Source organism: Colwellia piezophila ATCC BAA-637 (genome assembly GCF_000378625.1).
Classification (GTDB): domain Bacteria; phylum Pseudomonadota; class Gammaproteobacteria; order Enterobacterales; family Alteromonadaceae; genus Colwellia; species Colwellia piezophila.
In genome coordinates this window covers 207,775-229,514 of record NZ_KB905170.1, presented here as the reverse complement: position 1 = coordinate 229,514, position 21,740 = coordinate 207,775, and the positions used below count along the sequence as shown (strand labels likewise).

The 21,740-nt window shown below is 35.2% G+C and carries 14 protein-coding genes and 1 tRNA gene; 11 read left to right on the top strand and 4 right to left on the bottom strand.

Annotation, left to right across the window (positions count from 1 at the left end; genetic code table 11):
* The 3 genes from F580_RS26080 to F580_RS0118070 form a co-directional block, all read left to right on the top strand.
* The coding region (locus F580_RS26080; protein ID WP_019026269.1) for a transposase at nt 1–271 on the top strand (271 nt) is incomplete at its 5' end.
* Between the two features lie 704 nt (nt 272–975).
* Nucleotides 976–5,466 carry a two-component regulator propeller domain-containing protein gene (locus tag F580_RS25670; protein WP_019029155.1) on the top strand — a complete coding sequence of 1,497 codons (4,491 nt, stop codon included), beginning with the start codon at nt 976–978 and terminating at the stop codon, nt 5,464–5,466.
* A 783-nt stretch (nt 5,467–6,249) separates the two neighbouring features.
* The gene (locus F580_RS0118070; protein WP_019029154.1) at nt 6,250–6,621 is read left to right on the top strand and encodes a DoxX family protein; all 372 of its coding nucleotides are present in this window, start codon (nt 6,250–6,252) and stop codon (nt 6,619–6,621) included.
* Nucleotides 6,622–7,295: 674 nt separating this feature from the next.
* On the opposite strand, the gene F580_RS0118065 is transcribed toward F580_RS0118070, so the two are convergent.
* Nucleotides 7,296–10,877: an SIR2 family protein gene (locus tag F580_RS0118065; protein ID WP_019029153.1), complete on the bottom strand. Its 3,582-nt coding sequence runs from the start codon at nt 10,875–10,877 to the stop codon at nt 7,296–7,298.
* Between the two features lie 188 nt (nt 10,878–11,065).
* On the opposite strand from F580_RS0118065, the gene F580_RS0118060 reads away from it, so the two are divergent.
* The 8 genes from F580_RS0118060 (at nt 11,066) to F580_RS0118025 (ending at nt 18,498) form a co-directional block, all read left to right on the top strand.
* Nucleotides 11,066–12,253: a hypothetical protein gene (locus tag F580_RS0118060; RefSeq protein WP_019029152.1), complete on the top strand. Its 1,188-nt coding sequence runs from the start codon at nt 11,066–11,068 to the stop codon at nt 12,251–12,253.
* Complete coding sequence (locus F580_RS0118055) at nt 12,244–13,035, top strand: hypothetical protein (RefSeq protein ID WP_019029151.1); 792 nt, start codon at nt 12,244–12,246, stop codon at nt 13,033–13,035. The genes F580_RS0118060 and F580_RS0118055 overlap by 10 nt, the downstream gene beginning before the upstream one ends.
* Before the next feature lie 212 nt (nt 13,036–13,247).
* The gene (locus F580_RS0118050) at nt 13,248–13,451 is read left to right on the top strand and encodes a helix-turn-helix transcriptional regulator (protein WP_019029150.1); all 204 of its coding nucleotides are present in this window, start codon (nt 13,248–13,250) and stop codon (nt 13,449–13,451) included.
* A gap of 3 nt (nt 13,452–13,454) precedes the next feature.
* Complete coding sequence (locus F580_RS24925; protein WP_019029149.1) at nt 13,455–13,886, top strand: helix-turn-helix domain-containing protein; 432 nt, start codon at nt 13,455–13,457, stop codon at nt 13,884–13,886.
* A gap of 48 nt (nt 13,887–13,934) precedes the next feature.
* Nucleotides 13,935–15,026 carry a tyrosine-type recombinase/integrase gene (locus F580_RS0118040; protein ID WP_019029148.1) on the top strand — a complete coding sequence of 364 codons (1,092 nt, stop codon included), beginning with the start codon at nt 13,935–13,937 and terminating at the stop codon, nt 15,024–15,026.
* Between the two features lie 376 nt (nt 15,027–15,402).
* A complete protein-coding gene (locus tag F580_RS0118035) occupies nt 15,403–15,900 on the top strand; it encodes a hypothetical protein (RefSeq protein WP_019029147.1) in 498 nt (165 codons plus the stop codon).
* 105 nt (nt 15,901–16,005) lie between these two features.
* Nucleotides 16,006–17,211 carry a phosphoribosyltransferase-like protein gene (locus F580_RS0118030; RefSeq protein WP_019029146.1) on the top strand — a complete coding sequence of 402 codons (1,206 nt, stop codon included), beginning with the start codon at nt 16,006–16,008 and terminating at the stop codon, nt 17,209–17,211.
* A gap of 147 nt (nt 17,212–17,358) precedes the next feature.
* A complete protein-coding gene (locus tag F580_RS0118025) occupies nt 17,359–18,498 on the top strand; it encodes a reverse transcriptase family protein (protein WP_019029145.1) in 1,140 nt (379 codons plus the stop codon).
* A 167-nt stretch (nt 18,499–18,665) separates the two neighbouring features.
* On the opposite strand, the gene F580_RS0118020 is transcribed toward F580_RS0118025, so the two are convergent.
* The 3 genes from F580_RS0118020 to F580_RS24920 form a co-directional block, all read right to left on the bottom strand.
* Nucleotides 18,666–19,907, bottom strand: a complete 1,242-nt coding sequence (locus tag F580_RS0118020) for an integrase domain-containing protein (protein ID WP_019029144.1) — start codon at nt 19,905–19,907, stop codon at nt 18,666–18,668.
* Between the two features lie 166 nt (nt 19,908–20,073).
* Nucleotides 20,074–20,150 (bottom strand) — tRNA-Val (locus F580_RS0118015).
* 134 nt (nt 20,151–20,284) lie between these two features.
* The gene (locus F580_RS24920) at nt 20,285–21,682 is read right to left on the bottom strand and encodes an MATE family efflux transporter (RefSeq protein ID WP_019029143.1); all 1,398 of its coding nucleotides are present in this window, start codon (nt 21,680–21,682) and stop codon (nt 20,285–20,287) included.
* Nucleotides 21,683–21,740: the final 58 nt, after the last annotated feature.

Below are 21,740 nucleotides of genomic sequence, written 5' to 3'. Positions count from 1 at the left end.
ACTTGAAGCTTGGTGCCGTCTAGCAGAATCAACTAATATATTGGCCTTACATAATTTTGCAGTCGGACTAAGAATGCACAAGGTAGGCATTTGTAACTATGCCAAATATAAGTTGACCAGTGCCCGTATTGAGGCAGGAAATGTTTCTATTGGGATGATTAGGAGGCGAGCCAGAGGAGTAAGGGATACCGAATACTTCAAATTAAAAATAAGGCAAACATCAGTTCCAGCAACGCATTCTATCTTTTATCCAAAAATCAACCTCACATAACCGGAGAAGAGCCCAAAATCTAATCTGAATCAGGTGTAAAAGACTATATTGTGGTAACAGTTAGCCTTAGCTCGTAATCAAATGACCCACTAAAAACAGGTCACTGCTAATAACTTCTTGGTGCGCAAAGCGGAAGAAATATTTTGAAATTATGAATGTTTATCTAGGTCAGCTGTATTGCCTGTTAGTTGACCTAAGCAAGTCGATAGCTGAATTGAAAAATATTGGCATAGCGGACGTTCACAAAATCAGTTTTGAGACTAATTTCATTATCAAAAAAACAAAATACAGTTATAGAATGTGAACAATATCTATGACCGCTGCAAGCTCATTATAGACAGTGGAATTATGTTTTTAACGCTAACTTTTTCCACAAAATGGACTTAATCTGTTAGCTGAAATCACTCAAAATAAGGCTTACTACGTGAAAATATGTGGACATAACTATTTGAAAAACTATTTACACTCTGCTCTTTAAGCTTAATTCTCTAAAAATTTGACCATAGTTCTACTTCACCAAAATCGTTAGCTTGAAGATACTGTTAACAGGTACCCTAGAGAAGACGAACATTCTGTGCTATTAATAATTAATCCAAGGCGATGTTTATAACGATTAAGGACGATTGATGAACTCCTCAACTATAAAAATAATAAACAATCTTTTTCTTGCTCTATTGATAATTGTTCTGCCAATAGGCAGTACTTTGGCTGCAGAGCCCTCTATTCGATTTGACCATTTGTCAATCGAAGACGGTTTACCGCATTATTCAGTTAGGAGTATTTTACAAGATAGTCGGGGTTTTTTATGGATTGGTACCGAAGATGGGCTAGCTCGTTACGATGGTTATTCGTTTAAATCTTTTAAAAACACCTCCCAAGGGCCTATATCACTATCTGCTAAATATATCACAGCCATCACTGAAGACCGACAAGGTAATTTGTGGCTGGGGACAATTGGCGGCGGTCTTAATCGATTTAATCCCACGACTGAATCTTTTAAACAGTATTCTCATGACCCCGATAATCTTAATAGTTTGAGTGATAACAATGTCTTTGCCATCACCGAAGACCGACAAGGAAATCTTTGGGTGGGTACCGTAAATGGACTCAATCGATTTAATCCCCAAACTGAATCCTTTAAGGAGTATCGTCATGACCCCGATAACCTTAATAGTTTGAGTGATAACAATGTCTTTGCCATCACTGAAGACCGACAAGGAAACCTTTGGGTGGGCACCGAAAATGGTCTTAATCTATTTAATCCACAGACTGACACCTTTCAACACTATCGTCATGACCCCGATAATCTCAATAGTTTGAGTCATGATAGTGTCTCGACTATTACAATAGACAGACAAGGAAATCTTTGGCTGGGCACTAGAGGCGGCCTCAATCGGTTTACCCCCCAGACAGAAAGCTTTCAGTTATATAGACCTGATACCATCAATCTTTATAACCCGAAAAATGCTGGTATCACATCCATTACGGAAGACCGCCAAGGTGTTCTATGGATGGGTACAAGAGACAGTCTATATAGGTTTAACCCTAAAACCAAAATCTTTCACCTTTACAGTCATGATGACCATAACCCTCATACTTTGAGTGATAACCATATATATGCCATTACAGCAGACCGTCAAGGCAACCTTTGGGTAGCTACTGGAAAAGGACTCAATAGGTTTACCCCCCAAACGGTAATTTTTCAGCATTATAGTCATGATACCAACAATCCGAGTAGCTTGGGCGATGACTTTGTTCAGGCCATTACTGAAGACAAACAGGGAAACCTTTGGGTCGGTACACGAGTCGGTCTTAATAGATTTGATCCTAAGACAAAATCATTTCAGCTTTACCGTTACGATGCCAATAATCTTAATAGTTTAAGTGATAATAATGTCTCTGCCATCACTGTTGATCAACAAGGAAATCTTTGGGTGGGTACTAGTGATGGCCTTAATCGGTTTAATCCCCAAACAGAATCTTTTAAACATTACCGGCATGATCCCAACAACCTCAATAGTTTGAGTGATGATAGTGTCACAGCCATTACCGAAGATCATCAAGGCATTCTTTGGGTGGGTACTAGTGATGGCCTTAATCGGTTTAATCCCCAAACAGAATCTTTTAAACATTACCGTTATGACCCTAATATATTTGATAGTTTGAGTGATGATTATGTCACAGCCATTACTGAAGATATTAATGGCAATATTTGGGTGGGTACAGCTCACCGTGGTCTCAATCGGTTTAATCCCCAGACAGAAACTTTTAAACATTACCGTTATGACCCCAATATATTTGATAGTTTAAGTGATGATGTAGTCTTGGCCATAACTGAAGACCATCAAGGAAATCTTTGGGTGGGTACAAATAATGGTTTAAACCTATTGGACAAACAATCTGATAAGTTCAAGCGCTTTGACATAAAAAATGGCCTTCCCAATGATAGTATTTACGGTATAGAAGAAGATGATGAACTACGGTTATGGATAAGTACAAACCGCGGTTTATCCCGTTTTAATCCTAAAACAGGAAGTTTCAAAAACTATTATGTTGGTGATGGTCTGCAAAGCAATAAATTTGCTATTGGAACTTCCTTTAAGAGTCGCAGTGGCGAGCTGTATTTTGGCGGAAATAGTGGCTTCCATAGTTTCACTACCAATAAAATAATTGATGATATGGAGCCACCCACGGTGGTGCTTACTGAACTATTACTAGCGAACCAATCGGTACCTGTTAGTATTAACAACAGTAAATCAAATTTCACAGAAAATGTTTTCATTTTAGAAAAATCGATTCATTTGACCAAGATACTGACTTTAAGCCACCAACAAAACATGGTGACATTTGAGTTTAGTGCCTTACATTTTACGAACCCCAAAAACCATCAATATAAGTATCAATTGGAAGGGAACGGATGGGATAACCAATGGATAACAACTGATTATAAAAATAGGCGTGCCACCTATACTAATCTACCGGCTGGTGAATATAACTTAACAGTAAAAGCCAGCAATTCTAATGGAGTATGGAATAAGACCGGAACGAGTTTAAAACTCATTATACTGCCACCACCATGGAAAACGTGGTGGGCGTATAGCCTCTACACATTAGTAATGTTCAGTTTAGTTTTAGTCTTTGTCCGAGCTCAAAGGAAAAAAGTCCATTATGAACGCTCGGTTGTGCGTCAACTTAAACAAGTTGATACCCTCAAAGATGAATTTCTGGCTAATACTTCACATGAATTACGCACCCCGCTAAACGGTATTATTGGTTTAGCTGAATCCTTGATGGATGGTGTTGCTGGGCAACTGCCCAATAAAGCCAATAAAGATCTTGCCATGGTGGTGGCCAGTGGTAAACGACTGGCGAATTTGGTGAATGATATTCTCGACTTTTCTAAACTGAAAAACCACCACCTCGAACTCCATGCAAAACCGATTGATTTATACACCATTACCGAAGTAGTACTGGCATTATCACGGCCACTTTTAGGAGATAAGAAGTTAGTTCTGGTCAATGATGTGATGATTGATTTTTCTGCCGCTCAAGCCGATGAAAATAGGATCCAACAAACATTACATAACTTAGTCGGCAATGCGATAAAGTTTACCGAACAAGGGCTTATTACCGTTTCAGCGACAACAGAAAATGGCTGGATCAAAGTAAAAGTGACCGATACAGGTATAGGGATCCCCGAAGATAGGTTAACCAGTATCTTTGCATCATTTGAGCAAGGTGAAGGGGTAGGAAGCCGAGTATATGGCGGCACGGGCTTAGGGCTTGCGGTAAGTAAAAAGTTAGTTGAATTACATGGCGGTGTGCTTGCCGTTGAATCCATTTTAGGTAAGGGGTCTTCCTTTAGTTTCACCTTACCGATTGCCAATGAACCAGCACTTAACAAAGATAAAGATAATAGCAATATTACCCGCTTGCATTGGATAGAGGATGAAGCGATACCAGAGCAAGAACAAGAAAATTCAACGACCAACAATAAAGGCTTTAAGATTTTATTGGTGGATGACGAACCAATCAATCGTCAGGTATTACATAATCACCTTTCCATGCAAGATTACCAGTTAGTTGAAGTGAGTGGTGGCGAACAAGCTTTGCAGGCGATTAGTGAGCAAGGGCCATTTGATTTAGTGCTACTTGATATTATGATGCCAAAAGTATCAGGTTATGAAGTTTGTAAAATTTTACGATTAAGCCATGGTATTAACGACTTACCGGTGATTTTTCTCACCGCAAAAAACCAAGTGAATGACTTAGTACACAGCTTTGCAGTAGGTGCTAATGACTACTTGAGTAAACCGGTATCTAAGCTTGAGCTATTAGCACGAGTAGAAACCCAACTGAAATTACTCGACATCAACCGTAACTTAGAAAATAAGGTATTAGAGCGAACCGAGCAATTACAGAGCAAGACCGAAGAATTACAAGAGGCGAATTCGGTGCTAGAACAAATGAGTTTAACGGATCAATTAACGGGGCTAAAAAACCGTCGTTTTTTAATCCATAATATTGAGAATGACATTGCGCTAGTACACCGTAAATATCAAAGTGGTAGTGCAAGTAAAAACAAAGATAAGCCAGAAGCAGCAGATCTCATTTTCTTTCTTATCGATTTAGACCATTTTAAGTTGGTCAATGACATTCACGGCCATACCGCTGGCGATGCGGTATTAGTGCAAATTAAAGAGATTCTAGAACAAGTATTTCGTGAAACAGATTATTTAGTCCGATGGGGGGGAGAAGAGTTTTTGGTTATTGCCCGTTTTACCGATCGTAGCAATGCCCCTGAACTTGCAGAGCGATTGAGGAAGACAGTCGAAAGTCATGAATTTGTTATTAGCGAAGATAGTGCGGGAGAAAACAAAGTCCTGAAAAAAACCTGTTCTATTGGTTTTGCCTGCTACCCATTTTCTACCCAAGATACCGAAGCGTTAACATGGAATCAAGTAGTTGATGTTGCTGACCACTGTATGTATGCCGCCAAAAAGTCGAGCCGAAATGCCTGGGTGGGGCTTTATAATAAAACCGATAGTCGCGGTGATGATTCATTTACAGCGGTAATTGAACAGACACAAATACTTCTTCAAGCCAATGAACTTGAAATGCAAACCTCTATTTTAGAGCATGACCAAGTTAATTGGTCAGCAGAAGAGTTAACTCAGGTTAAAGAAAGTACTTAGGCTAGTTGGTTATTTCTATAGAATAGTCTTACAAGATAGTAAACTGAAGGTACTGATGATTTTTAAGTTCCAACTGTTAACTTTTTACAGCTTACTTGTTTTGAGTGTTTTGTAGTCAAAAGCAGAAGTTTAAATTTGGGTGCAATTTGCTTCTTCAAGCGCACTTTGAAGTCATGCACTGCGACTTCGTGACTGGCGGCTTTTGCGTCTGCCAGTTGAGCTACTCATTTACATCAAAAAAAACCATGTACTCATCTGCGGGGAACGTCTGCTATCAGGAAACGGCTAGCGTAATGTGGTTATTCATCCATGTCCGCTGTAGATCAAAACATACACAAAATTTTCGTGAAAATTCTAGAATGTTAAGTTCAGCTTTGCGTATTATATCAAGCCAAATTGTGACAAGTGCCGTCGGAGGGAGTTGGTCCATTTTATTCGATCCTTGATAGTTAATAGCTACCAAGCAACCGTAGTTCACGGTTGATAATATTCAAGGTAGTGATGGTTTGATTACCATTGGTTAAACTCGCTTGGCTGGTCTCTATTGTCTTCTTAGTGCGCTTACTGAACTCCTATCATATTTCTGAGGCTTCTTAGAAATAGTTAAACACAGAGGTTTGACTAATCTAACAGTTCTAATTCATTGAAATTTAGGGATATTGAGCTATAACTAATCACAAGTATGGAGTGGGTATTACTGAAAAGTCTCCATACATAAGCTGTTAGGCTGCATTAATTCAGTAATGATAAATTTAAACCCATGAATAAGACTGGAGCAACTACATGAAATTTTTAGACAATTTTCAAGAACAAATCTATGCACTTTTCAGGATAGTAATTGGATTTTTATTTTTATGGCATGGTACACAAAAGTTTTTCAACTTCCCTTTAGAATTCCCTTGGCCACTCAACCCTATGTTATATGCGGCAGGTGCAATTGAATTAGTCGCCGGTATTCTTATTATGGTTGGTTTTTTCACGCGCCCAGCAGCATTCATTGCTAGCGGCACGATGGCGGCTGCTTACTGGATGGCACATGGATTAAAAGACATCTTCCCTATTACAAACGGTGGAGAGCTGGCAATAATGTTTTGTTTTAGTTTTTTGCTTATTGCCTCACGTGGTGCAGGAATATGGGGTATAGATAAAGCCTAACAATTAGCTCCAGCTGACAGTTTTAAGTATTACTTGTTATTCTTACGAAAAAACGTGCCACTTTAAACTGCCGCTAAGCAAGGCGTTATCAATACAAAATCTAATCCAAGCTGTCCAATTAGCTGTAATAGCTAATGTCTCATTTGTGGTAATACCTGACCTTTTCTACGGTGTTTTTCTTTGGAAGGCCAATAGGAATGCGCATTCAGTTTTTTGCTAAAATTAGCAAGCTTGCGACACCCACCAATATATAATTTTCAATTAATACTTCATAAATAAAACGTCCGTAGTAAATTAGAGTTTCTTTGAGAGAATTTTCTTAAGTATTCAGTTATAGGTTATTAGCTGTTTAACTATTTGAGAACAGGGGATTAGTAAATAACACCTTGATTTTTAGACACAAAAAAGCCGCTTAAATAAAGCGGCTTATCTGTTTTATTTGGTCGCTACGGGACTCTTCTGTAGTGTTTATGTTGTTGATAAATAAAAAGTAAGTTGCTTGGTTCTTTTGCTGGTACTACTTGTGGTACTACTAAAATAAAAAGTCAGCCCTTTTTATAATAATTTTTCAGTGTTTATTAATGTTTACAAAATAGACGGCTTAACCTATAAATAATAATGCAAAGCACATTAACGCTATTTTATGTGCTTTATAAGTCTCATGATAGTTTCGATTATATAATTTCTTCTAATGAATCAAAGTCAGGCAATGGGTACTTTTCAGTGGTATATTCTAAACCAGTTGGTATAGCCAATTCATCAAAAAGATATTCTAAATAACGATAGCAGTGTTTTTTAGCTAATGAATGTCCGTCTGTGAATATTTCATTATAATCTTCTAACTGCACAAGCTTTAAAAATTTGGCATAAAAATATATAGCTTCAACATAATAATATTTAATATGCTTTAAGTTTTTTATTGCTTTTCTATATAAATCTTTTGCTTTTTCTATATCTTCCTCACAAAAAGCAAGCATTAGAAATTTTAAACCTAATGAATAAGGATTAACCACGACTAGTTGATTGATATAATCTTTTGGATATGGGATGATTTTTGCTGCAATATAAGATACTTGTATTCTTTCTAGGTGTGATTTTTTATGAAGTTTAGTCAAATATACAGTTAAATCATCTATAACTAAGGTGTTAGTTAAGTATTGATATTCATAATATCCAAAACCATATCTTTGAAAAGTATCAATATCAATATCAAAGATTCCTATATCAATACCAAAATTTGCTTTGGTTTCAGAATAGAACTCCGTGTTTAGCATTTTGTAAATGCTGGCTTGATTACCTTCCATCCCATACAAGGTTAAAGCATTACGTGCCGTTTTAAAATCTACACTATCTATTTCACCTCTTTGTATAAAATAATTTAAATCTTTAAACGGAACTGTGGATCTTAATTCTTGGTAAGCATTATTGAATTCACCATTAAAATATTGCAAAGTAGATAATCTTGTTTTTGCAGCCGTTAAATGATTGTCTGAAAATATGTTTATATTTTTATCGATAAGTTCAATAATATTAGTCAATGAACTTATTCCTTGAAATAAAGAAGAAGCTATCTCTAAAAAAGCTATTTTGTCATCATTTTCTAAAGAATATTCTGCTATATAAGATATTGTCTTTAATATGTTATTTTGATTTTTTTCAAATAAATTTAAAGCGAGTGTTTGCTTCTCATGAGATTTCACTTCTAAGTCAGTTAAAAGATCAATAATAAAGTAATTGTAATCAAATACAGAATCAAAAAAATCGATTTGTTTTTCTGTTTCATTGAGTTTTTTTTCTGCAAAGCGTCCTATAATCGATTGTAATTTAATATTCCCATGGCTTTCTTCGATTAAAGATTTATTTTTTAATTTTATTATTATTTTGTCACTTATTAAGCTTTTCTTACTGTCTTTATTTTTAGAATTTTTACTTAGTTTTTTAAAATTTTCTATATCTATACCATCAGGAAATAAAGAAAGCTTTTCGAATGCCTTTTTCTCACTATCATGTAACGTGTCGTATGAATATAAAATTGAGCCATATAGAGATTTCTTTCTATCTATATGTATATCAGTTGCATTATCGAATAGGCTTAAATCTTCTTCAGATATGTTGAAAAAATCATTTTGTAATTCATCACGTAGTAAAGCTATATCTTTAGAGGGTAATATATTGGAGGTTATGATTTTTATCGCAAGAGGATTTTTGTCTAATAAACGATCTATGATTTCATCACGTATTATTGCTTTATCTTGTTTAGATATTTTTCGTTTACCTAGGTTATTAATGAAAAGTTCATAGGCTTCATCTAATGTCATTTGTCTTAAGGTATGTGGAATTTCACCTTCAATTTTAAGATATTCCCGTGAGGTGACAATAATACTGGCGTATTCAGACATAAAACTTAAAAGTGTTAATATTTTGTCTTTATCTTCTAGATGTAATAAGGTTTCAAAGTTATCTAATATAATTAATCTTGGTTTATGATCATAATTATCTTCTAAATGCTCTTCTAAATTCTGTGCTTGCTCTAAATTAAATACAGCGGCAATATTAAATTTAAATTGTTGGATATTCAATAAATGTTCGCAGTCAACAAATTCTATACCAGCTTTGAATTTTCCTCTTTCGGCTAATTTTATTGCTAATAATTTTGCTATGGTTGTTTTACCTAGTCCACCACTGCCTTTGATTGTGATGAAGCCATTATCGTATTCTAACTTCGATATCTCTCTACTTAAAGAAACTAAATCTTCATTTCGACCGATAAAGCTTTTAACAACGGACTTATCGATACTTTTAGGTAAGGTCGTTTCATTTTTATTTATTTTATTTAGGCTGTTATTTGGGGGAAGGGGAAATAAGAAGTTGTTTATATTAAGTAGCAGAGCATCGTTTTGATAATGCTTCAAATTATGCTTTTTGAATATTTGGAAACTAAAACTTGATAAGCTTTTAGTTAATGCTTTATTTTCAATCAAAGGTATCAGAAGAATAGGTAATTTAATATCTTCAAATTTGCTTTGCTCTAAAAGACTATCTGTAAAAAGAAATACACCTTTTTTATTATCAAGGTCAGCATTATTTTGTAAATCAATAATATCAATCTTATCAAAGCATGCATTTTCATCTTCAATTACTAAACGGTCTTTTATAATTTTAGTAGCAATAAACACGTAGTCGTAGTTAGCTAAGTTTTGCAGGTTATTTTCAGTGAGAGGTAAACAATTAATAGTATATGGGAGTTTTTTTAGTTCTTTTAAAATAGGCTGGTAGTCAACGTTTTGTCCGAAAGGGTTTGCTGACAAAAATGCAATTTTTAGCTCTGTTTGTATTTCAATAATTGTTGCTGGTTCTATTATAGATTGTGGAGTCTCAGTATTATTTACACCCACATGCAATGCCATTTCATTTATTTTATCAACAAGAGGAATACCATAATCTTCAAAAGTAATTATGTTTATACAAGTGTCTTTTAGCTTTTCTTTTATCGCTGTTTCATTTGATTTTTTTACTAAGGCGAAGTGAGGTTTTGTATTACCTGAAAAAAGTTTGTTTTGTTTATCTATTTCAGCCAATAATTCAACATCATCTAAGCTACACCCTATAAATAGTAAACTGCGAGATGTTGAAATTGACTCTAAAACCTTAATGGCTGTTTGATAGTCTCCCTTAGCTTTGTCTGATATTGAATATAAATTGGAATAACTATCAGGTGTTAAAACAAGGTTTGCAGTATCATCAATATGACCATGTAAATGCCAAACAAGAGGTTTTTCGTTAGTGTTAATTATATTAGCTAAGTTTGCAGTATCGGTGTTTTTTATTAAAGCTACTTGAGCAGACTCTTTAGGGTAAGCCCATGATAATATTCGGTCATAATTTAGTGTTATTATCTCGTTACTTAACCCCCAAATAGCTTTTGGTAGATCTGAGCTTGTTACGTCTAAATCATCTAAGTTAGGATCAAAGTTCTCGGCTATAAAATCATGCCACAACCCTTTCTTTAACCCTTGATAGGCATACTTAGCTGCTTCATGATAATTATTACTTTGTAGGAAAAGCTCTATTAAACCAGAATTAATGTCATCATTTTCAGTTTTTAATTTATCCGCAGCACTTTGCAGTAACCCACCCCAGCTAGGGAAAACTGGATCTCCACCTTTATTTGTTATTGACATTGAAACACCTGCGCCAACTAAGGGTAAAATATTTTTACTTGAAAGAGCTTCAATTAAAGAGTTTGGTAATGACATAAACGGGAAACCTAAATATAACTACATGAAATTTAATGTGAAATATACTAGCACTTTGTTTAAGGATATTCATTTTAATATTTGTTCTATACGGTGCTATAAGGTTTAACAATATGTATTTAATTCCTTATATTGGTCTATAACGTCTAACCTGTTAAAGTTGTATGAAAAACAGGCGAAGATGTTAAATGGCTGGTCAGTACTCACCAATACAGTTTTTTAGAAAAGTATCTAATAAATATCTAATTGATTACTTTGAAAAGAAAAATATCCATTTGGATATAGACCTTTACGCTGTTGAGGAGAATGACGGAAAAACTATATTTACAGCTTTTAAAAAGCTTGATGAGATAACACGTCACAACATTGAATCTGACTTTCAACGTGTTCATGCTATGGCTAATGAAATAGGCGTTATTGCACTTCTTGAAGAAGCTACGCTATTGGATAACTTTAACTTTATTGACATGTTTAAGATAAGACTACATAGCTTTCATGATAAAGCTATGTTTGCGTATTTAGACAGCCCTGAGTATTGGCAAGCCGCGTCATTAATTTTTCAAGCCAAAAGGCTTACAGCATCTTCATGGCGAACAATTAATAACCTACCTAAATTTCAAAAAACGTTTACTGATATTGATATAAAATTATTATCTAAAGCCATAGGTGAGTATTTTTTTGATAAAGAAGGGCGGGGTAAACGTTGTAAGATAGAACACTATAACCGTGGTAAAATGGACTTTTTTTATGCATTTCCCGAAGACTTTGCTAAGTCAGAGGTCGAATGGATAAAAGATACGTTACAAGATCTTCCGCATACAATGGCTTTCGAGATTATTTTTGTATATTGCCAAGAGAAAGATACTCTGTCTATTTATGCTAGAAAGAACGCCAAAAACATTCTAAAACTTCAACAATTGTTTGCATTGCATATTCTTAAACAACAACTCACTACCTTTACCCCCATGGTTGAAAATAAGGTATACGATCTTGAGTTTTTAGTTGAAAAGGATTTTAATTTTGTTATTGCAGAAGACTCTGATATTTATTCGATAAAAATACTGCAAGCAACAGCTACCGTTAGGTTAAACCCTAAAGAAAAAATAACGGTAACAAGCTGCCCTGATAAAAATATTAATGCTGTTCATGAGCGTTTGGCTAAATTAAATCTTGAAGGTGTCTATATTAGCCAAGTTGTTTTAAAGGCAGTACTTAAACCTTCCAAAGGGAAAGAATTACGGTTTAAGCAATTTTCAATAACAGCACCTGATAAATGCAATTTATCTATGTTTGGTGAAGATTTATTGATACGTAACGTTCTTAAAGCATCAGGTATTGAACCACAATCAACTAACTTGAGTTTGCCATGGCTATAGACCAAGTTTTATTATTGTTATTTAATCACTTATCAAAACATAAAAAGCTTGTATTAAACTGGGCTGCTATACAATTATGGCAACCTAAAGCTTTTGAATTACTACTTAAAAACCACGTAATGAAAGCTACATATAAAGCGACAAATATTCGATGCCAAACGTGTGAAAAATATTGCACAGTTGATGTAACACGACATGATTATCCCAACAATAAAATACGTTATTATGCTGTTTGTGTGGATGACTATATGCATGAACAAGTAGGGCGTATGACTATTCCTCCAGAGCAACTTCAACAATGGCAATGTAGTACTAAGCAACTGTTAAAGATTATTGCGCGTTTACTTAATATTGATAATGAGATTACTTTTTCTGTAAACACAGAACAAACACGTTTAGGCATGTTAGCAAAAGAAGCTGGACGTAAATGGGTGACGTTAATTCATAACCCCTTAGCACTTGAAATCAATCAAATTATTTTGCCACTTGAGGAAATATTGTATTTTGATGGTGATTCGCTGACATTAGATATGGATAGAGTAAGCTATGCCTTAAATCTTAAACAACCTGCCCACGTAAAAGGTTATTTACCTAGTGTAAATCAACGAGAGAAACAAAGATCCAAGACTCAAGCTATGCATCAAGATTGGCAAGATGCAGCGATAAAGCTTAAAAAGAAATTTCCACAATATAACAAAACTTGGATATCTAAACAGATAGCTAAATTGCCGATAGCACAGGGAAGAAATGCCGAAACCATACGAAAAAGCATAGATATTTAGATAAAGTTGGGCGGAATTTTTTCGCCCGAAATATCAAGCCTAAGCCACTAATTTTAAATGATTTAAACGCAACTTCCTTAAGCCCCATATTATATCACCATCGATATCCCCCACTAAAATAGAACACTACCCCTTAAAGTTAATACCTTTTATCGCCCAAAACGCCCACTTAATCTCTAGTTGAATTTATTACACGACTAAGAGAATCCATCATGGCTCATAAAATGTTACGTCTACCAAGTGTTATTGAACTAACTGGTCTATCGCGCAGTAGTATCTACTTACGCATGAAAAATAAAGTATTCCCACAATCCATTTCTTTAGGTGATAGGGCTATAGCATGGCTTGAAAGTGATATAGAACAATGGATTGAAGAAAAAATATTGTTAGCAAAGTCTAATCAAGGTAAGGGGTAATGTATGGCTAAACGATACAACCCGAATAAGTGCAAAATAAATAGAAATTATACGATTAGTGAAATAGCTCTATTGTATGAAGTTCATAAAAGTACGGTCAAAGCTTGGCTTAGAAAGGGGTTAATAAAAATAGATAACAAACGGCCTTATTTGATATTAGGAGGTGATTTAAGGCAGTTTTTAAAGGATCTCAGAGGTATTAATAAACGACCGTGTGAACTAGGTGAAATATATTGCCTGAAGTGTCGAGCGCCAAGGGAGCCTTTACAAGACTCGATAGTATTTGAATCTGAATCATCAACTTATGGACGATTAAAAGGCAGTTGTAATGTGTGTGATTCAACTATGAATAGATACTTTCGCTTAGCTGATTTAGCTGTATTACAACGACATTTCGCCGTGATATTACCGTTGCAACAAAAACGATTAAGTTAGTTGTTTAAGCTCCCCCTAAACAGTGCTTTTAATAGTAGAGGTGTCACCATGAACAAACATAATATTAATAACGAAAGAATTAAACGTAAATATCTTACTTTTAAGAAAGAGGCAATGCGTCATAGTGAAGCGTCATTAGATTGTATTGCTAAAGCTATAAACCGATTTGAAGAGTACAACAGATATAAAGATTTTAAGGCTTTTCATTTTAACCAAGCGGTAGGTTTTAAAAATACACTCCTTACTCAAAAAAGCCTAAAAACAGGAGGAAACTTAAGTAAGTCGACAATCAACGGAACATGTAACCACTTAAAGGTTTTCTTTCAATGGCTGGCGCAACAAACTGGGTATAAATCTCGTTTTAATTATACCGATGCTGATTATTTTAATTTGTCAGAAAAAGATACGCGTATTGCTGGCGCTAAACGTAAAAAGCCTGTAGCAACATTAGAGCAAATAACTCACGTGCTAAATGGTATGGCTAGCAATACGGATATTGAAAAACGGAATAGGGCGTTAATGGCATTTACTATATTGACTGGTGCAAGAGATAGCGCGATAGCATCATTTAAAATTAAGCATGTGGACTTAACTATTGGTTCAGTATTTCAAGATGCTAGGGAGGTAAAAACCAAGTTTAGTAAAACCTTTACCACTTACTTTTTTCCAGTGGGTGAATTACCTGTTCAAATATTAACTGAATGGGTAGAGCACTTAAAAAAGGAGTTATTATTTAGCCATGACGATCCGCTATTCCCCAAAACGAAAGTAGCTAATACCAAAGACAAGAAGTTTAGTGCCTGTGGTGTATTAAAAGAACATTGGTCTACAGCTAATCCAATACGCGATATATTCAAACGTTCATTTAAAGCCGCAGGGCTTCAATACTTTAACCCTCATAGCTTTAGAGATACTTTAGTTAGGATAGGGGAGAAATTATGCCAAAGCCCTGAAGAGTTTAAAGCATGGAGTCAAAATCTTGGTCATGCTGGCGTATTAACCACTTTGTATAGTTATGGTGATGTACCTGATTATCGACAAGCTGAGTTGATTAAAAAATTGAATCAACCTCGAAAAGAGCAAGGGGCAGAAATCGAAGCACTAATTGAGGCTAAGATTATGAAGATGATGGGTAAATGACAAATTAGTCTATTCATAAATGAATTGTTCATTTCCAGAAAAGACTGTATTCAGCCGTACAGTCTTTTCTAGAATTGAGGAGGATAACCTCGAAATAATTGGAATATATTTTAATGATGAAACCATTTCAATTTAAGGATATGTCTTATTAACACCCTATAAATAGTAATGTATACTGTTAAGTATTTGAAAAATAAAGTTATATACGTATGCATGGTTAAGTGTATTATTGGTACTATTCACTGATTACAAAACATTGAGTTTTGGTGGTATTTAATACATTAATATTACGAGATGTTACGTCGTCATAACTGATTGTTATTATTGGTTTTTTCATGCTGTTATGAACAGTTATTTTTCAAGGGTTAATTTAGTTATGTGGTTCTTTAAAAGAAAAAAAGATACATACGAATACGAAGGCATTACTTTTTATGACCAATTTGGTAATAATTATCAAATCCAATCTCTTGCCCAATGTACTGGTGTAGTGAATGGTAAAGAAGTTTGTACTTTTGAGTTTACTTTAACAAGTATACTAGACGTTGATAATCATATATTGAAAATATTTCACTTTGCCTTTGATAAGTCGAAGGTTGAAGACCAAAATGTTGATGGAGAAGAATGCTTAAGAGAAATCGCCAAGCTTATTAGCCAACAAAATACCAATATATCTATTATTCGATTCGACTTATCTCGTACAACTTCGGAAATAAAAAAAAGTAATAAAAAATTACAAGACTTAGCCGATGCTAGGGAAGTATTATTAAAAAAAGTTAAAACTAAAAATGTCAAATCTACACATGTTCATCCCACTTGCCATGAAGTTGTAGGTGACTGGCATAAAGCTGATTGGTTTATACCTAAAAGTCGTTGAAGAGAGAGAATAAGTAGTTGGCCTTTTTAGTTTAATTCAACATTTCAGTCAACTATGTTTTGCCCTTAATAAGGCGTACCATCACTGAGGAATAGGGAATTACGCATGGCGTTCGACATAAAAGAAATCCCATTGGTAAATAAATGGCTAAAGCAGTTCGATCTTGTTGATAAATATACTGCAGAATTATTATTACAATCGCTCAATTATGTAAGCTTTTCTGATTTTGAAAAATGCATACAAAATCAGGTTGAAGACATAGTTAAAAGTGTTCAAAAAACCAATAATTCATGTGTAGCAATTTTTACAGTTTCAAAAAATTTACAAAATAAATTCAACAAAGATAAGGAGCGAAAATCAGAGAATGATAGCTCAGGTCGTATTGGTCATGCACTGAAAAACTTAGAAAGAAAATTAGGGAAACGGGTTGAGCTTTCTCCTCGAATAGCATCTATGTCGCAAAAAAAAGTGCGTCATATAATTTATGTTGATGACTTTATCGGCTCTGGAAAAAGGTTTATTGATTTCTGGAGGAAAGATGTCTCAAGGACAGTTAAAAGTTGGGTTTCTGGGGGCTATTGTAGAATATGGATAGTTTCTCACACTATTCATAAAACTGGATTAGAAAAAATAATTAAAAATATTAGCGCTATTGATAGATCTAGAGTGAAAAGTCAGAACTTAATCGAATCTTCACCGTTATTACGTAATAAAAAAATAAAAGAGCTACTAATAAAATATGGTGTAAGAACCAATAAAAATGATGCTGCATTAGGATACGGAGACAATTGTTCACCTATTATATTTCAATATGGCTGTCCAAATAATTCACCAGCTATTTTATGGGCAAATGGAAAGTCAAGAAAACAAGCAAATTGTATTTCAGATGAGGGCTGGGATTCTCTATTTAGTGAACGCTCAGTGGATACAAAACTTTATCCACTGTTTGAAAATAGTATTTCCTATCTGACATACCCTGAGTTGCTATGGTCGGCTGGACAATATCAGTTGGCTTTAAAGTTTTGTGAAAAAGCGGATGAAAATACAAAGGTTTATAATTTAATTCTCGCATTATCATCCAGTAAATATACCAGAAATAAAATCGAAGAAGTCTTATTACCGATTAAAGATAAATCTGGTGAAGCTATCAATACATTAATAAAGTTTGGTCTAATTGATGAGAATATGAAACTATCGAAATTTGGTGATGATGTGTTAGAAAAAAACCGTAAAAATAAAAAAATATTTGTTGATAAAGAATATGAAAACTTCTATCCTTCTAGCTACTTAGGGTTTCATCGTGAAATTTAGTGTTAGCTGGTCTGACTTCAGCAGAGAGTGGATTCCACTTCTCAATGGAAATGTCTACTATTGCGTAAGGGTAATACAAAAACTTTGTTCATGCGTAGCCTTCATTCCAAACCTTTTGCATCACCCTCACTTCGTGAGGTTAAGTAGATGAATCGATGGAACCCTAATATCTACCACCGTAATGGAGTAGATAAAGGCTTTGAACCTGATTACCTATTAACGTTGGTTCAAAGTGGTAAAGCCATAAATTCAAAACATAAGCCTGTTATATTCACACTATCTCATCTAGCAAACGTTACTGACACTCAATACTCTACTCTTCATGAATTTGTATCGAGAAAAGGATATTTTTCTAATATTGAGCCTCATTATCGAACATTTAGCATAAAAAAAAGAACTGGAGGGCATAGAACTATTCACGCACCTCACCCTGTATTGAAAAAAGTTCAATCATGGATTGCTAGAAATATTTTGGCTGATGCAGATGTTCATGAAGCAGCTAAAGCATATAAAAGAGGGGAATCAATTGTTGATAATGCTTTACCTCATTGTGAGTCAGAGTGGTTATTAAAGTTAGATATTTGTGACTTTTTTCATAACTGTTCTGAACGTCAAGTTTATTATGTTTTTAAATATATGAACTATTCTTCACTGCTGTCATTTGAACTAGCAAGATTGTGTACAAAAATTGATGACAAGAGACCCCTACGTAGGTGGAATAACACAAATAAACAATACAAAATTGAAGAGTATGGTTCATTCCGTGTTGGTAGTTTGCCTCAGGGAGCCCCTACCAGTCCTGCCTTATCGAATCTAATATGCGAAAAGTTAGATGAAATATTATTCATGTTATCTTTGAAATACTCGGCCTGTTATACAAGGTACGCGGATGATTTAACCTTTTCCTTCAACAACTCATCTCGAGCAAAAGTTTTGGGTTTTAAATGCCAAGTTTCAAATGAATTGAAAAAATTCGGCTTTGAAATAAACAAAAAGAAAACAAGGATTATCCCTCCTGGCGCAAGGAAAATCGTGACTGGTTTAAATGTTAATGGAAATAAGCCATCATTAACAAGAGAGTTAAGGGACAAAATTAAAGCAGATTTATATTATTGTAAAAAATATGGAGTTGTTAATCATTGCGAAAAAAATAAATATAATTCAATAGTTGGTTTTTCAAATCATATGAACGGTATGATTTCTTTTGTATATTCGGTGAATCCATCATTAGCTGAAAAGTATAAAAAGCAATATGAGGAATTAGATTTACCGTCATTGGTTTTGTGATACGAACAAATAACTGTGGTGTCATTCTTAATTTTATACCACTTTAATATTAAATCACATTTAGTAATTTATAATATCATTAATTATTTGTATTCGCGGACAGAAACCTTATCAAGGTTGTATCTAATAGTTAACAGTGTATTGGTTGGTAAAGGGTAGCCTCTTCATCAAACTACATTGAAGCGCTTAATATTATCCTGATTGCTGATTTTACCCGTTGCAGCATTTTCAATGTGTTGTGACCACCAACACATTAACACCCGTCTACGTTCAAGATATTCCGCGCGGTTATATGCGCGGCGTACTTCATTTTTATCAACATGGGCTAGGGCGGCTTCAATCACATCAGGATCATGGCCTAGTTCATTTAAGGTTGTACTAGCTAAAGCACGTAAACCATGTGCAACGAGCCTATTTTTATAGCCCATACGGCTCAATGCTTTGTTAGCTGATTCAACATTACAATGTTTGTGATGGTTTATATAAGAAGGGAATAGGTGTGTTCTGTCACCACTGATCGGTTTTAATCGAGTTAAAATCTCAATAGTTTGAGGTGTTAATGGGACTTTATGTTCAAGCCTCATTTTCATTCGCTCAGCAGGTATAGTCCAAAGCATATTTTCAAAGTCTATTTCTGACCACTGTGCTTTTGCACTTTCACTAGGACGTGTCATGGTATGCAATTGCCATTCAAGTAAACATCGAGTTATTAGTTTAATGCTGGCGTAGCTTATATCACTCATTAGTTTACCAAGCTCATTAGGTCTAATGGTTGCCATATTAGTTACTTTAGGGGCTTGAAAGGCGCTACGGATACCCGATAAAGGGTTGTGGTGTAATATCCCCGTATTAACCGCATGAGTCATTACATTGTTTAAATGACCGATGATTTTACCAGTTGTTTCTAAGTTACCTTTAGCCGCTAAGGGTTTTAACGCTTCAATGGCCTCAGGCGCTAATATTTTATCTATTGGCCTGTGGCCTAGTTTGGGGAATACGTGGTTTTCAAACTTGCGCCATAAGCTTTTAGCGGTATTTTCTGCAATGGTCGTTTGCTTTATAGCAAACCAATCAGTCGCTACACTTTTAAAGGTATTGCTGGCGGAAAGTAATTGTTCGCGGTGTTTATCGTCTTTATGTTCTTTGGGATCAATATCTTTAGCTAAAAGCTCTCTTGCGGCTACACGTTTTTTTCTGGCTTCAGCTAAAGAAACTTCAGGGTAAATACCAAAGCCTATTGAAGTACGTTTTTTAGTTATAGGCTTAAAGTAATCAAATAACCAAGATTTAGCGCCTGTTGGCTTAACTCTTAATTGTAAGCCGCCACCGTCTGCAAGCTTATAAAGCTTATCTTTAGGTTTTGCTTGTTTTACTTCGGTGTTAGTAAGTGGGGTAACGCCTCTAGCCATTTTAGTAGTACCGCTTTGTTGTATTTTCAACTGGTACTACTAACAGTACTACTAAAAAGTGTGGATTTCAAAGAACAGCATAAAATAGCTTAGGACATAAAAAAACCCGTGAAACCTTTGGTTATGGGCTTTACGGGTTCTTTTAGAGGGTTATTAAACCCTAATTTGGTGCTCGCTACGGGACTCGAACCTGTGACACCTTGCATGTCATGCAAGTACTCTAACCAACTGAGCTAAGCGAGCAGATGTTGATAACTCAACGAGCGCTATGTTAGCTTTTGCTTAATCGCCTTGCAAGTAGTTTTGCTTAATTCATTGATAAATAAGTTCTACTTGTTTGTTAAATAAACAAAGTGCTTGAATATGAGGCCATTGTATTAAATTTGCACTTCTTGATTTTCATCTTCCTGCAATAACTCACGCTTTTGAATACGTTGTTGAATAACGTGTAAACGCCAAGCAAGTAATATGGCTGCCGTGGTTAAACCAACAATAAATCCTATCCAAAAACCGTAGGGTCCCATTTTAGGAACAATCCAGTCGGTGACACCTAGCATTAAACCTGCCGACAAACCAACGACCCAATAAGATACGAAGGTAATATATAATATTGACTTGGTGTCTTTGTAACCCCGTAATGCACCGGCGGAGACAACTTGAATGGTATCTGAAAATTGATAAATAGTAGCCAGTAACATTAAACTCGCAGCGAGTTCTATCACTGGAGCCTCGGTACTGTAAATACCTGCAATTTGCGTTCTAAATAGCACGGTAATTAGCGCGGTAAAACAAGCGAGCGACAAACCAAGTATAATTGAGTACAAAGTATAGTCTCTTGCTTGTTGGTAGTTTTTATTACCAATAGCAAAGCCTACTTTAATGGTTGTTGCCATAGCGATGCTTAATGGCACCATAAACACCAAACCAGTAAAGTTTAAAGCAACTTGATGACTGGCGACAACTTGGGCGCCAAAGGGCACGAGAATGATTGCAACTATAGCAAAGAGACTTACTTCAAAAAGTAATGACAAGGCGATAGGAATACCAAGCGCAAGAATAGCTTTTATTTCAGCCCATACTGGCCAATAAAAAGCACTGAATAAGTTAGCTTTTTTCAATACTTGCGAATAAAAGCAATAAATAAGCATGCTGATACACATTGACCAGTAAACTAACGCGGTTGCTAATCCGCAGCCAGCGCCACCAAGGGCAGGCATACCGAATTTACCATAGATAAATATATAATTTGCTGGAATATTAACCAATAAACCAATGATGCTAATAATCATAGTGGGCTTGGTATATGAAAGGCCTTCAGAGTAGTTTCTCAGCACTAAATAGATACAATAACCAGGCGCACCCCAAACAATAAAGCCTAGATAGTCAAACATTAATACATCAAGATTATCTTCTAAGGTAATTAAGGGGCTGATAATGGGGGTTAAAAGGTAGTAAAGCGCGATTAGTGATATGCCCAGAGCTAAAGCTATCCAAGCGGTTTGATAGGTTTGCTCTACTATATCGGTATATTTTTTTGCTCCGGAAAGTTGAGAAACAATGGCAGCAAGGGCCATAATTAATCCGTAAATGGTCAGTATCAGCGGTAGCCAAATACTGTTCGCTACGGCAACAGCGGCCAAATCGGTAGCACTGACACGTCCCGCCATTACAATATCGACAAAACCCATTAAATTTTGGATTAATTGCGCGATTAAAATGGGGTAAGTGAGTTTTAATAAACTCTTACTATGGGTGCGAAAATCAGCTAAGTTCATGTCATCGGTAACTTTAATAAGAAGAAGGGGGGGTAACGAATATAGACTCTCGTTTAAC